General features: G+C 71.5%; 10 protein-coding genes. 6 read left to right on the top strand and 4 right to left on the bottom strand.

The features are described from left to right. Positions 1-1,141: 1,141 nt before the first annotated feature. Both ACFQ79_RS11425 and ACFQ79_RS11420 read right to left on the bottom strand, forming a co-directional pair. A complete protein-coding gene (locus ACFQ79_RS11425; RefSeq protein WP_383581561.1) occupies positions 1,142-2,104 on the bottom strand; it encodes a helix-turn-helix domain-containing protein in 963 nt (320 codons plus the stop codon). 225 nt (positions 2,105-2,329) lie between these two features. Further along, positions 2,330-2,638 (bottom strand): hypothetical protein, encoded by a 309-nt coding sequence (locus ACFQ79_RS11420; protein ID WP_383581559.1) that lies wholly within the window; start codon positions 2,636-2,638, stop codon positions 2,330-2,332. Between the two features lie 215 nt (positions 2,639-2,853). Here ACFQ79_RS11420 and ACFQ79_RS11415 point away from each other — a divergent pair, with 215 nt between their 5' ends. From ACFQ79_RS11415 to ACFQ79_RS11390, 6 genes are all read left to right on the top strand, one after another. Further along, complete coding sequence (locus ACFQ79_RS11415) at positions 2,854-5,097, top strand: ATP-binding protein (protein ID WP_383581557.1); 2,244 nt, start codon at positions 2,854-2,856, stop codon at positions 5,095-5,097. A gap of 208 nt (positions 5,098-5,305) precedes the next feature. Then, positions 5,306-6,100: an alpha/beta fold hydrolase gene (locus ACFQ79_RS11410; protein ID WP_383581555.1), complete on the top strand. Its 795-nt coding sequence runs from the start codon at positions 5,306-5,308 to the stop codon at positions 6,098-6,100. After that, positions 6,097-6,924 carry an alpha/beta fold hydrolase gene (locus ACFQ79_RS11405; RefSeq protein WP_383581553.1) on the top strand — a complete coding sequence of 276 codons (828 nt, stop codon included), beginning with the start codon at positions 6,097-6,099 and terminating at the stop codon, positions 6,922-6,924. The genes ACFQ79_RS11410 and ACFQ79_RS11405 overlap by 4 nt, the downstream gene beginning before the upstream one ends. Beyond that, positions 6,921-7,718 carry an alpha/beta hydrolase gene (locus ACFQ79_RS11400; RefSeq protein WP_383581551.1) on the top strand — a complete coding sequence of 266 codons (798 nt, stop codon included), beginning with the start codon at positions 6,921-6,923 and terminating at the stop codon, positions 7,716-7,718. The genes ACFQ79_RS11405 and ACFQ79_RS11400 overlap by 4 nt, the downstream gene beginning before the upstream one ends. A 540-nt stretch (positions 7,719-8,258) precedes the next feature. Continuing rightward, positions 8,259-8,756, top strand: a complete 498-nt coding sequence (locus ACFQ79_RS11395; protein WP_383581549.1) for a Dps family protein — start codon at positions 8,259-8,261, stop codon at positions 8,754-8,756. 502 nt (positions 8,757-9,258) lie between these two features. After that, the gene (locus tag ACFQ79_RS11390; RefSeq protein ID WP_383581547.1) at positions 9,259-10,233 is read left to right on the top strand and encodes a helix-turn-helix domain-containing protein; all 975 of its coding nucleotides are present in this window, start codon (positions 9,259-9,261) and stop codon (positions 10,231-10,233) included. Positions 10,234-10,347: 114 nt separating this feature from the next. On the opposite strand, the gene ACFQ79_RS11385 is transcribed toward ACFQ79_RS11390, so the two are convergent. Both ACFQ79_RS11385 and ACFQ79_RS11380 read right to left on the bottom strand, forming a co-directional pair. Continuing rightward, entirely contained in the window at positions 10,348-12,147 is a 1,800-nt protein-coding gene (locus tag ACFQ79_RS11385) for a S8 family serine peptidase (protein WP_383581545.1), read from the bottom strand. Between the two features lie 397 nt (positions 12,148-12,544). After that, positions 12,545-13,162: a hypothetical protein gene (locus ACFQ79_RS11380; protein ID WP_383581543.1), complete on the bottom strand. Its 618-nt coding sequence runs from the start codon at positions 13,160-13,162 to the stop codon at positions 12,545-12,547. Positions 13,163-13,333: the final 171 nt, after the last annotated feature.

The raw sequence follows: 13,333 nt of genomic DNA, 5'->3' as shown, positions 1-13,333 counted from the left end.
ACGAATCCCTCCGCCGCGGACGGGACGACCCTCGGGTCGATGTCCTTCCAGGACCTGCCCGTCCGGTACCCGGTCGGCACGGCCGACACCTCGGCCTGCACCCGGCCGTCGGACAGCTGCCAGTAGCGGGCGTTCGCGGTCCGCTTCCCGGTCAGCTCGCCAACGCGCTTCGCCTTGGGCGCCGCCTTGCCCGGGGGAAGCTTCTCCCGGCTGGGCAGCACCGGATCACCGCCGGTACGCGGGGCCTCGGGTGCGTCGTCGTCCTTGGAATCCGAGAACCAGCCGTCGAAGAACCAGCTTTCACCGTCTCTTTCCTCGCCTGAAACCGGGGCCGCATAAGCGACTTGTGGCAACGTGGTCGCGGCCATCGCCGAAACCACGAGGCAGGCTATTGCCCGCCCGTATCTCACTTTCACGCCATCCCCTTCGACGGCGCCGTTCCACACGGGGCGGAACAGACGCACCGACACGCCGGCGCAGGGCATTTCCGTCGCCGGTCGCGATGATTCCGGCCTCGACCGGAGCACCTCAGGGCATGTCGAATCAGACCGCCTTCCGCAGAGGGGAAGACGGCCTCGCCAGTGGTGTACCGATCAAGACGGGGGGATTCTTCAACATGGAGTTGATGCCACGTCAACCACACACGCATTACGAACATTTCGGCGTGCGGGCAGATGAAGGCAGATTCCATGAAAAGGGGACCATCTCAGGGCCGGACAGACAGCCGAGAACAAACACGGCACCGATCGGGCCTGGAGATGGAGAAGAGACGCCGATGAAGGTTCGCCGCGGAGGTGCGCGAGAAGGGTCGCCACCCATCTCGCGGAGCGGCACTCGCGCCGGAACCCCGGCGACTTCCCGTCAACCTTCCGGTCGACCGCCAGAGTGTTCCCACAGGGGCCGTTGAGGGGATTCTCCGCGAAGTGTTTCTTCTCCACTGCCGTGTTAAGCACTGCGTTCAGGGCAGCCCTCTTGCGCCGTGCCTCCTTGGCCGCAGCGGACTTTCCGTCCCGCTTTCGGCGGCGTCCGGCGCCCGTCGCCCGTCCCGTCGCCCGTCGCCTTGTCGAACGCCCACGGCCGTCCTCCGCGCTCGCTCCGGTCCTGCCGTACGGGCAGGCGGGTCCACGCGAGACCCGGTCCGTCAGTTCTTCTCGGTCGCCGCAGCGCGCCAGTCGCGCGGGGACACGCCGTAGGCGTCCTTGAAGCGGTGGCTGAAGTGCGTGGGGTCGCTGAAGCCCCAGCGCCGCGCGACGGCGGCAATGGTGCGGCCGCTGCCCAGCGGATGGGCGAGTTCCTCGCGTGCTCCTTCGAGCCGCTGCTCGATGATCCACCGGGTGAGGCTGAAGCCCGCCTGCGCGCAGAGCTTGTACAGGTGCCGTTCGGAGATGTGGTGGGCGGCAGCGATGCGGGCGGGGCGGAGATCGGGTTCGGTCAGGTGCCGCCTGACGTAGGCGCGGATCCGGGTCAGCCGCGTCTCGGCGAGGGCGGTCCGTGCGTGGCGGTCCTGCCGGACGGCGGAGGCGACCAGGGCGCGCGTGAGGCCGATGGTGATCTCCTCGATGTCCGCACTCGCCGGGTCGCGCAGAAGATCCTCGATGCCGCCGGTGAGGTGCGCGATGTGGTCGGTCACCATGGGGTACAGGGGACTTGCCGTCAGATGGGGCAGCGCCCTGCGCACGACGTCGACGGGAAGTGTCAACTGGTCGAGGGGGACCTGGATGCAGCGCGAGGCGCCGTCTCCCGACCACGCGTAGTCGTACGGAGCGGAGTGGTCCATCATCAGCAGATGCCCTCGTGGCACCAGCCGTTGATGACCGAGGTGGCTCTGGCGCCCTTGGGAGGCCGTCTGCACGGCGAAGGCGATGAGGGGCGCCGCGTCGTCCTGCCTGGCCTGCTTGGCGGTGCGCACCAGACGGATGCCGGTGGATTCGGTGCTGAACACCTGCATCGTCCTCATCGGCCAGACGTCCATCCTGGCCCGGATGCCGGCGCCGCACTCCTCCTGCATCAGGAAGCAGGGGGCGCTGGCGCTGACCATGGCCGTGTACATCGCCTCGGCGCGGTCGCCCGGCGCGATGTCCTCCGTGTCGAGCACCGTGACCATGAACAACCCCCCGGAACGCGACGGCCGTTCATCGCTGCGGTCACTTTATCTACAGGTCGTCAGGTGGTGCGGTCCGCTGTGGTGTGCCGGCGGTGGGCGACGGACGCGGACCCGGAGCCGCGTGCGGTGTGCCCGGAGGTCTCCCCCTCCGGGCGGCGGGTCGTGCGCCGACAGCCAGGGAGAGTGCGGTGACAGCCAGCACAGCGGCGGATCGGGTGTCTAGAGTCACGGTGTCCGCCGCCCTGGCATGGCCGTTCGCCATGCTGCCGGGGCTCGGCGGCGACATCGGAAGGGGAGCCCGGCGGTGCGGCCGCGGCCGTCATCATGCCCGGGGGGGGCGATGTGCTCGTTCTCGACACGGCTGGTCTTGCGGACGTCGAGCGGGGCGAGGCGTTCCACGCCGTGGCGGCGGGAGAGGCGGGCGGCCGCGCGGTCGACCATGAGGCCGCCCGAGGACGGCATCCGGAGGAGGCCGGAGTTCTGGAGCTTCGGGCCCCTCACCCTGTACGCCACCGACGGCTCGGGGATGACCATCCGTCGAGTGTGCTCCGGACGAGCCGACCAGGCGGTACCACCTGCGCCCTGGCCGTCGCCTCGCCGCAGGCCACCGGCGACGCCGCGACCGGCCGGAGCGCCGCCGGCAGGACGACCCGGCCCGGCTCGCGGTGCCCTGATCCCGCGCGGCGCGACCGCAACCGCGCCTTCTCCCTGCAAGAACTCGGCCCGCCCGTAGGGGTGGAGGGGACGTCATGAAACTGGGAATGCGGCTTCGCGAGCTGCGGCGGGCAGCCGGTCTGACGATGGAGGAGCTGGCCGAGGCGTCGGGGGTGAGCGCCCGGGCCATCAGCGACATGGAACGGGGGCACAGCCGCACGCCGCAGCCCCGCACACTCGCCGCGCTCGCCTCCGCGCTGAAAGTGAGCGATCAGGAGCGGCGACGGCTGGAGGCGGACGTCAGCGCGCTGCGCCGCGGCGGCACGGCCGCCCGCCCGGGGCTGTGCGAACCGCCGCGATCGGTTGCCGACTTCATCGGCCGGGCGGACGAGCTGGCGGCGGTCCGCCGTACTGCCGCCGAGGGCGACCGAGGCGGCCCGGCCCCGGTCGTCCTCGTGCACGGGCAGGCCGGCGTCGGGAAGACGACCCTCGCGCTGCGGGCCGCCGAAACCCTCCGGAGCGACTACCCCGGTGACTGCCTCTACGTCGACCTCCGCGGCGTCGACCCCGCCCCGCCCTCCGCGGGCGACGTCGCCGTACGCCTGCTGCGGGCGCTGCACGTACCGGCACGGGCCGTCGCCGACTCGGACGAGGAGCGGTGCGCGCAGCTGCGGGCGGTGCTGCGGGAGCGGCGCTGCCTGCTGGTGCTGGACAACGCCGCCGACGAGGCGCAGGTACGACCGCTGCTGCCCGGCGCGGGGTCCGGGCCGGTGCTGGTGACGTGCCGACGGGTGCTCAGCGGCCTTGAGGGCGTCCGGCGGCTGGCCCTCGCCCCGCTGACGCCCGAGGAGTCGGCGGCTCTGCTGCGGGCGGTCGCCGACCAGGCGGCGCGGCCCTCGGCGGCGGAGGACGTCGCGGAGGTGTCCCGGCTGTGCGGGCACCTGCCGCTGGCGCTGCGCATCGCCGGCACCCGCCTGTCCACCAGGTCCGGCTGGTCGGTGCGCCACCTCCTCGAGCGGCTCTCGGGTGAGGACCGGCGGCTGGCCGCCTTGCGCAGCGGCGACGTCAGCGTGGTGGCGACCTTCATGCTCTCCCACGCACAGCTCTCCCGCGAGGCGCGTCGCGTGTTCCGGCGGCTCGCGCACCTGCCGGGGCCGGACTTCTCCGCCCCGTTGGTCACCCTGGTGACCGGCGGCTCCGTACCCGACACCGAGGACGTGCTCGACGAACTGGTGGAACTCGGCCTGCTCCAGCCACGCGCCGGCGACCGCTACCAACTCCACGACCTGCTGCGCCTGTTCGCCGGTGAACGGCTGCGCGGCGAGGAACCGGACGGTGAACGAGCCGCTGTTCAGCTCGACATGGCGCGCCGCCTGCTGGAGATCACGATCACCGCAGGCCGCTGGTTCGAACCCGGATACGGCGCGCTGCCCGCCGAGTGGGACGGGCGGGTCCCCCTCGCCACCGCGGAGGAGGCTTCCTACTGGCTGCGGGCCGAGTCCGAGAACTGGCTCGGCGCCCTGCGGATCGCCGCCGCAGCCGCCGACCACTCCCGGGTGGTGGACACCGCCGAGGCCCTGCACTGGTACTCCGACACCGCCATCGCCTGGCGCGGCTGGTACGAGGTGTACGGGCTCTCCCGAGCGGCCGCCGCCGCGCTGGGCGACCGCCGCCTGGAAGTGACGCACCTCAACTACTTCGCCTGGGCCGCCAGCGCCTGCGTCCAACGCCACGAGGAGGGGCTGGCGAGCGCGCTGGCGGCGCGGGAGATCGCGGTGGCGGAGGGCGACCACAAGGAGGAGGCGTGGGCGCTGCAGTACGCCTCGGACGCCCTTCACCAGGACGGCCGTAACGGGGAGGCACTGCAGACCGCCCTCCTGGCGCTCGGCCCGGCCGAACTGGCCGGCGACCACGACGGATACGTCCATCTGCTGGTGCGTGTGGGGCGGCTCCAGGACCTGCTCGGGCAGTACGACGAGGCTCTGGCCACCTACCGCAGGACCTTGCGGGAACTCGCGGTACGGCCCGTCACCGCACGCCCGGGGCAGTCGGCACGCGCACGAGTCATGGTGTACGTCGCGCACGTGCTGGCCCGCCTCCGGCGGCCCAGCCAAGCGCTGGCCCACGCCGATGAGGCGGCTTTGATGGCAGTGACACAGGACACGCCCGGACTTCTGTGCCTGGTCCACCTCACCCGCGGACTGGCCTTCGCCGAACTGGGCGACCGCCGGGCCGCCCGCGCTGCTCTGAACCGTGCCGTGGAAGCCGTCCGGAGCGCGCCCCTGTCCAAGCACACCGCCGACGAGGCGCGGAGGGCCCTGGCGGCCCTGGACGACTGACGGGGCTGCGTGCCGCGCGCGGAGGGCACTGACCACGGTCGACTCGCGGACGTTCGGCGCCCCGAGGGCTCTGACCGCGCCCGTACGACCGACAGCCCGACGTTCTGCATGTCGTTCTGCATGGTCCGCCGGGCAAGGCGCTGTTTTCCTCGTCGTACGGCCCCATCGGGCTGCGTAGAAGAGACCGTGAACAGGGGTGCATCCATCCATGTCTCCGCCCATCCCCCGCAGAACCATGCTGGCCGGAGCGGCTGCCGCAGCCGCGGCCGCCACCGCCGCCGGCCCCGCCGCCGCGAGCGGACCCGCCACGCGGCCGAAGCCGACGATCGTGCTCGTGCACGGCGCCTTCGCCGACGCCGGCGGCTGGTCCCAGGTCATCTCCCATCTCACCCGCGAGGGCCACTCGGTCATCGCCCCGCCCAACCCGCTGCGCGGTGTGCACGGCGACAGCGCCTACCTCGCCGCCTTCCTCGACACGCTGCCCGGCCCCCTCGTGCTGGTCGGGCACTCCTACGGTGGCATGCTGATCACCAATGCCGCCCGCGGCATCGAGCGGGTGCGGGCGCTGGTCTACGTGGCCGCGTTCGCCCCCGATGCCGGGGAGACCGTGTCCGGCCTGCAGGCCATGTTCCCCGGCACCAGGCTCACCGAGGCCGCGCTGGACTTCCGCAACCACCCGCACGGCGTCGAGGGATACGTCAAACGGTCCGCGTTCCGTGAGGTGTTCGCCGGCGACCTGTCCCGGTCCGAGGCCGAGCTGCTGTGGGCGACACAGCGGCCCGGCGACACCGCGACCCTCTCCGAGGCGTCCGGCGAACCGGCCTGGAAGACGGTGCCCTCGTACTACCTCCTCGCCCGCGAGGACAACCTCATCCCGGCCGCCGCGCAGCGTTTCATGGCGCACCGCGCCGGAGCGCACACCGTCGAGGTCAGGACCTCGCACGTCGCGATGATCTCCGAGCCGCGGATCACCGCCGCCCTCATCGGAAAGGCAGCACGATGACCTACGTCACCACCTCCGACGGCACCCGGATCTTCTACAAGGACTGGGGCGCGGGCCGCCCCGTCGTACTCAGCCACGGCTGGCCGCTGAACTCCGACAGCTGGGAGGCGCAGCAGCTCTTCCTCGCCGACCACGGCTACCGCGCCATCGCCCACGACCGGCGTGGCCACGGCCGGTCCACGCAGACCTGGCACGGCAACGACATGGACACCTACGCCGACGACCTCGCCGCCCTCCTGGACCACCTGGACCTGCAGGAGGTGACCCTGGTCGGCTTCTCCACCGGCGGCGGAGAGATCACCCGCTACATCGGCCGGCACGGCACCACCCGTGTCGCCCAGGCGGTGCTGGTGGCCGCAGTGCCGCCCCTGATGGTGCGCCGGGACGACAACCCGGGCGGCGTCCCGGCCGAGGTCTTCGAGGGGCTGCGGGCCGGATCGCTCGCCGACCGCTCCCAGCTCTACGAGGACCTCGCCGCCGGACCGTTCTTCAACCACCCCACCAGGCCCGTCTCGCAGGGCGTGCGCGACGCGTTCTGGCTGCAGTCCATGGCCGCCGGACACCGCAACGCCTACGAGTCGATCGCCGCCTTCTCCGCCACCGACTTCCGCGCCGACCTGGCCCGCTTCGACGTACCCACCCTGGTGATCCACGGCGACGCCGACCAGGTCGTTCCGTTCGAGGTCGGCGGCAGGGCGTCGGCCGCGCTGGTCAAGGACGCCGAGCTGCTCGTCTACCCGGATGCCCCGCACGGCCTGACCGACACCCACAAGCAGACCCTCTGCGAGGACCTGTACGCCTTCTTGGAGAGGTACGGCCGATGAGCACCATCGTCTTGGTCCACGGCCTGTGGGTGACGCCGCGCAGCTGGGAGCACTGGGTCCCGTACTACGAGGCCCAGGGGCACACGGTGCTCGCGCCCGCGTACCCCGGTTTCGAGGTCGAGGTGGAGGCGCTGCGGGCCGACCCCTCGCCCATCGCGTCGCTGACCGTGCCGGAGACCGTCGCCCACCTGGAGAAGGTGATCGCCGCGCTGCCGGAGAAGCCGGTCCTCATCGGCCACTCCTTCGGCGGGGTGCTCACTCAGCTCCTTCTCGACCGGGGCCACGGCGCGGCCGGGGTGGTGATCGACTCGGCACCGCCGCAGGGCATCCGCGTCAACCCGCCCTCGCAGCTGCGCTCCCTCTTCCCCATCCTCAACAACCCTGCCAAGCGCCACCGGGCAGCGGGGTTCACCCCCGAGCAGTTCCACTACGCCTTCACCAACACCCTCCCCGAGGACGAGGCGAGGGCCGCCTACGACCGGTACGCGATCGCGGCGCCGGGAAGCTGGGTGTGGACGTACGGGCTGATCGCCAACCTCACCCCCGGCAGACGGGAGACCTGGGTCGACTTCCACAACGCGGACCGGGCCCCGCTCCTCTTCCTCGCCGGCGGGCGTGACCACATCATGCCGCCCGCCGTGAACCGGTCCAACCACCGCCACTACAAGGCACCGGGGACCGTCACCGACTACCACGAGTTCCCCGAACGATCCCACTGGACGTGCGCGGAGCCGGGCTGGGAGGAAGTCGCCGACTTCGCCCTGGACTGGGCACTGCGCCACGCACAGCCCTGAGAGGCCGTCGTCCTTCCGGACACGAGGCTGCGCTTGCGCTGATGGGGCGCAGGCCTGGTGGTCCCGGAAGTGACGGGCCGTCATGTCGGCACCGCTGCATGAGTCGTGGTGGTCGGGCGTCTGGAGCGGCGCGAGCTGGGTGCTCGCCATCGGTCGGACGGGTTACGGGCCGAAGCCGCGTCCAGACGCTGCCGGGCATGGCCGGGCGTGAAGGCCGGGAGCGGTCCTCCGCCCGTTGAGCGGTACGGCGAGGTGCCGGCTCTGAGATCCCGCCGGCACCTCCCCTGCCGCCCAGCCCTGGGCGCGCTCCGGCTGCGACCGGCACGCCCCGACCACCACGCACCGCGAGACCGCGGAAGGCCCGTCGCACCGCGCGGGCCACTCCCGGACCTGCGCGGTGCGGCCGACAGCCGGCCGCAGAGAACCCCCGCCCGTCGTCCCGCTTCAACGTCTGACACCACTGCCGGTACGCCACACGGCACCCCAAGGCCCGGCACCGCAGTGACACCGCACCCTGCACGAGAGGAAGGAAGGAGAACCATGTCTCCTGTCAGGAATCGTCTCGCCGACCCCGACCCCGACCCCGACCCCGACCGCACCGCCATCGCCGACGCCCTCCAGGGCACCCTGGTGGACCTGCTCGACCTGTCCCTGCTCGCCAAGCAGGCCCACTGGAACCTTCACGGTCCACAGTTCCGTTCACTCCACCTCCAGGTCGACGAAGTCGTCGCCGTCGTCCGCGCGCAGGCGGACGAAGTCGCCGAACGCGCCTCCGCCATCGGGTTGAGCCCGGACGGGCAGGCGGCGACCATCGCCTCCAGCAGCGGCCTCCCCTCCTTCGCCCCGGGCCGGATCAAGGACACCGAAGCCCTCACCACGCTGGTGTCCGCCATGTCGACCATCATCGGCTGCATGCATGACCGCATCGAAGCCACCAGCACGACCGACCCGGTCACGCAGGACCTTCTGATCGGCATCACCGGCACCCTGGAGAAGCAGCACTGGATGCTCCGGGCCGGAACGAACGGCGAGGAGTAGCGCCCCGCGCCGGGGGGCCGACCTTCGCGGCGGCCCTGTCTGCCCGACGAGCCGCGGCGGCACGGCAGGGCGGGGGAACCACACAGCCCGCAACGCGCCACGGCCTCTTGTCACACCCCTAGGCCGCCCGCTGGCCATTCTGCTGGTCCTGCTGGCCGCAGTGAGCGGCCTCCTCCTGCCCGGCGCCGAGCCGGCCGGCGCCGACACCGGTCGCCGGCAGGTGGGCTGGACCTGGATGGAGGTCGACAGCTACGGCCGCGCAGAACTGGGCCGCGCCTGCGAGGCCCTGATCGTCGGCATCCGCAACGCCGCCGGCCCTGTCCTGCAGGACCCACACCGCCGCAACAACACCGCGGACCGCACCGTGCGCGGACAGGAGGCGGGCCCGTTCCAAGCGGACAGGAGGCGGGCCCGTTCCACGAGGATCCGTAGAAGCCCTCTGGCGGAAGGTGAGCCACCGGGAATACCGTCGATGTCGGTAATCCGACAGGGGGGGATCACGGTGGGAGCGCTCAAGGCACTGGGAGTCGGCGAGGAGGAGGAGCGCCTGTACCGACTCCTGTTGTCCGGACCCGACCGGACACTGGCCGACCTGGCGGAGGCGCTCGGCGCCCCGCAGGCACCGCTGCGTCGGCGGCTGCGGGCCTTGGAGGACACCGGGCTCGTCTCCCGTACACCGACCCGGCCCGTCCGCTACCGTCCGGCGCCGCCGGGACCCGCCGTCGACGTCCTGATCGCCCGCAGACAGGAGCAGTTGGACCGAACCCGCTCCGAGGCGAAGGAGCTGACCCAGCTGTGGGAAGAGGGGACGGGCCGGGAACCGGCGGTCGAGGTCGTCCAGGGAGCCGAGGCCAACATCCAGCTCTTCCTGCAGACCCAGCGATCCGCCCGCGAGGAGATCCTCACCTTCGACAAGCCCCCGTACGTCGTCGAGGGGGTCGGAAGACAGGCCGAGGTCCAGCGCGCTCGCATGGCCCACGGGGTGCGCTATCGCACTCTCTACGACCGGGAGTCACTGCTCGAACCGGAGCAGCACGCTCTCGCTCGTGAGCTCGCGGCCCACGGAGAGCAAGCCCGGGTCCTGGACGGCGTGCCCCTCAAGGCCCTCATCGCCGACGGGTCCACGGCCCTCGTCCCGGTCCAGCTCACCGAGGACCGGCACGCGGTGGTGCTGCGCGACTCGCCTCTGCTCGACGCACTCGTCTCCCTCTTCGAGCTCCTGTGGCAGCGGGCCACTCCTCTCTGGCCGACCGGCCGTCCCGAGCAGACGGACGGGCTCAGCGACTTCGACAAGCTGCTGCTCGGCTACGCGGCCGTCGGCTGCACGGACGAGGTCACCGCCCGCAAGACCGGCCTCAACCAACGCACCATCGAACGCCACATGCGCCGCGTCATGGACGCCCTCGGCGCACGCACCCGCTTCCAGGCCGGTCTTCAGGCCGGACTGAAGGGGTATCTCGGCGACCGGGAGACCTGAGGCCGAGGCCGCCCTTCTCCCCCCGGCGTACAGGGGAAAGGCCTGGTACGGCAGTGAGCCGTACCAGGCGACCCGGAAGGAGGTACGGCCCCTCCGGGGAACGAGCGGGGCAGGTCAGCCGATCGAGCAGGTCGTGTACCACTGCTGCTTGGTGCAGGTGATCGTGGTCGAGGCGCTTCCGGTGCCGCCCTTGTCGTCGGTGACGGTGAGCGTGGTCCGGTAGGTGCCGGAGGAGCCGCCGGGGAACTGGTGGCTGATCTCGGAACCGGTGCCCGTCGTACCGTCACCGAAGTTCCAGCTGTACGAGGCGAGAGTGCCGTCCGGGTCGTAGGAGCCCTCGGAGTTCAGCGAGCAGTGCCCGTTGACCGTGCAGAACCCGTCGACCTTGGCGGTGGGCTTGTCGTTGTGGTGGGGCGCGAGCAGACGGAAGGTGGTCTGATTGCCACCGGTGCGGCCGGAGGGGTCACTGACCGTCAGTTTCACGGTGTAGGTGCCGTAGGCGGCGTAGGTGCGCGTGGGCTTGACACCGGTGCCGGTGGTGCCGTCGCCGAAGTCCCAGCGGTACGAGAGCCCGCTCCCGCCGGTGAGCGAGGCGTCGAAGACGCAGGCCCGGGTGGCCCGGTCACAGGCGGAGACGAACGTCGCCTGGGGTGTGCCGGTGCCGCCGGCCGGATACGCCGCCGTGTCGGTCACGTCGAGCAGCGGCTCCTTGACGCCGTCGCCGGAGGTGTCGGTCCAGGTGGCGTTGCCGGTGGCGACGAGGCGGTCGCGGACGGCGAGGACGCCGGCCCTGGTGGTGGGCTTGGCGCTGCCACGGGTGAGCCAGCCTGCGGCACCGGCGACGTGCGGCGCCGCCTGGGACGTACCGCTGTAGTTGGAGTATCCGCCGTCCTTGAAGGCGGAGCGGATGCAGTCGCCGGGTGCCGCGAGGTCGACGCCGCGACCGAAGTTGCTGAAGTTGGAGAGGGTGTCGTCCTTGTTGGTGTTCTTCGCGTTGCACCATGCGAAGTCGCCGAGGCCGCCGGGCTTGCCGTCACCGTCGCTGAGGGAGGAGACGGTGATGGCGTCGGCGACGTTGGCGGGGCTCTGGGCGGCGACGTCGCGCTTGTCGTTGCCTGCCGAGACGACGACCACGATGCCCTTGGCGATGGCCCGGTTGACAGCGTCGTTGACGGCCTGGACGGTGCCGTCGAAGCCGAGGCTCAGGTTGACGACCTCGATCTCGTCGGCGTGTGCGGTCACCCAGTCGATGCCGTTGACGATCTCCTCCGTGCTGCCGCTGCCCTTGCTGTTCAGCGACTTGACCGACCAGAGGCGGGCTCCGGGTGCGACACCGACGTATCCGATCCCGTTGTCGAGGCCGCCCACGATGCCGGCGACGTTGCTGCCGTGACCGTTGTCGTCCATGCCGGCGTTCTCCACGCAGGAGGTGACGGCGACGCAGTTCACCCGGCGGACCACGTTGAGGTCCGGGTGGGTGGGGTCGATGCCCGAGTCGATCACGGCCACGTCCACGTCGACCCGCTCGTCGCGCCCGTCGCCCACCCTCAGACCGGAGTTGGCAGGGGCTCCGATCCGGGCGGTGCCGTTCGGTGTGGCCTGACCGTGGGCGTGGGCGACCGCGGACCTCTCCACGTACGCGACGTTCGGGTTCGCCCGGAGCGCGGCCACGGCCGTCGGCGTCAGCTCGGCGGAGAACCCTTCGAGCGCCGAGCGGTAGACCGAGCCGAGCTCGACGCCCGCGGCGGAGCGGGCGACCGAGACCGGGTCGGCGGTGGTGCCGTTCTTCAGGACGACGACGTACCGCGCGCCTTCCTGCGGCGCGGCTTCACCGCCTTGGGCAGCCGCCGGAAAAGTGCCGAACACCGCGGCGGCTGCCGCCGTCAGGCCCGCAGATATCGCGAACCGCATCATGCTTCCTCCCAAGTGGGGGTGGGGATGTCGGCCCAGACAGTAGGGGCAGCACGAGCGAACGGGTACACCGGTTTCCCGGCACTGTCGTCAATCCGACAGGACGGCCGGGAGCGAGGACACGGCGGTTGCCGAAGCTGTGTCGAGCACTTCGGCTGGTCCGACACCCGGGCGCCTGGTGCGTCAGCACACCCCCAGTGGACCCAGTGGGCCCAGTGGGGAGAACTCGGCTTGGGAGAACTCGGCTTGGGAAGACTCGCCCCCTCCGGCCACACATGTCGGTCGACGCGCTTGTCGATGCCGGATGTGCCGAAGTCCCGGGAACCAAGCGGTTCCCGGGGCTTCGGGCTGGAGTAGGCGCGCATCAGGTGGCGTTGGTACGTGCTTACCCATCGGCCTGTCAGCCGGCTTTGCCCTGGGGGGTGTTCAGCCAGCGTCGTATCACCTGAAGACACACCAGTCCGCCGACCACGAGACGACGCTGCTCGCTCCCGGCCTGTCGGTCGAATGACACCCGGTAGCCCTGCAGGCCGTCCAGCGAGCGGACCGTCGAGACCGTCACCTCGGCGATCAGTCGGTCGCGATCGTCCTCCACGCGCCAAGCCCTGCCCAGCAGGGCGTTGCGCGTGATCCGTAGCGTGCCCTGCTCGGCCGTCCGTAGCGTGCCCTGCTCGGCCGTCCGTACGACGAGCAGCCGGGCGTGACGGAGACGGCCGGGGGAACGGACCTCGGCGATCAGCTCACTCGCGGGGCCGGTCACCAGGAATCCCGGTCTGGCGAAACCACCCCTTCCGGAGACCAGGTCGACTCCCAGGACCGGGCGCTCGTCGAGGTCGCGGAGTACGTACGAGAAGGTGCCGCGTTCCTGAAGGTGCGCCAGGACGGTGCCGTCCTCCGCCGCCATGTGCATCTTCGGACCGGTGTACCGGCGCAGGAGCGAACGCCTCGGCTCCGCGAGGATCACCGTGTCGAGGCCGAACAGCCGGTGAACCGGGCTCGGGCCGTTGTCCCCGCTCATGCCGTAGCCTCCCACCCGCGCCGCTCCCGTGGCCCGATTATGGCCTCGTCGAGGAGAGACGAACAGCGCTGCGCATGGTGACGGGGACGGCCGCGGGTGCGCCGGCTGGCTGCGCGCGTCCTCGGCGGCGAGGTCGCGTCGTGGGAGGAGCCCCCTGGGGGTCCAGGGGGC

This window comes from Streptomyces sp. NPDC056480 (assembly GCF_042795405.1).
Lineage (GTDB): Bacteria > Actinomycetota > Actinomycetes > Streptomycetales > Streptomycetaceae > Streptomyces.
This window is presented reverse-complemented; position numbering and strand designations above follow the sequence as displayed.

Coding starts and splice junctions, on each gene's coding strand:
- ACFQ79_RS11385 (WP_383581545.1), bottom strand. CDS start 12,147: ATGATGCGGTTCGCGATATCTGCGGGCCTGACGGCGGCAGCCGCCGCG.
- ACFQ79_RS11425 (WP_383581561.1), bottom strand. CDS start 2,104: ATGGTCACGGTGCTCGACACGGAGGACATCGCGCCGGGCGACCGCGCC.
- ACFQ79_RS11420 (WP_383581559.1), bottom strand. CDS start 2,638: ATGGTCATCCCCGAGCCGTCGGTGGCGTACAGGGTGAGGGGCCCGAAG.
- ACFQ79_RS11400 (WP_383581551.1), top strand. CDS start 6,921: ATGAGCACCATCGTCTTGGTCCACGGCCTGTGGGTGACGCCGCGCAGC.
- ACFQ79_RS11405 (WP_383581553.1), top strand. CDS start 6,097: ATGACCTACGTCACCACCTCCGACGGCACCCGGATCTTCTACAAGGAC.
- ACFQ79_RS11410 (WP_383581555.1), top strand. CDS start 5,306: ATGTCTCCGCCCATCCCCCGCAGAACCATGCTGGCCGGAGCGGCTGCC.
- ACFQ79_RS11395 (WP_383581549.1), top strand. CDS start 8,259: ATGTCTCCTGTCAGGAATCGTCTCGCCGACCCCGACCCCGACCCCGAC.
- ACFQ79_RS11415 (WP_383581557.1), top strand. CDS start 2,854: ATGAAACTGGGAATGCGGCTTCGCGAGCTGCGGCGGGCAGCCGGTCTG.
- ACFQ79_RS11380 (WP_383581543.1), bottom strand. CDS start 13,162: ATGAGCGGGGACAACGGCCCGAGCCCGGTTCACCGGCTGTTCGGCCTC.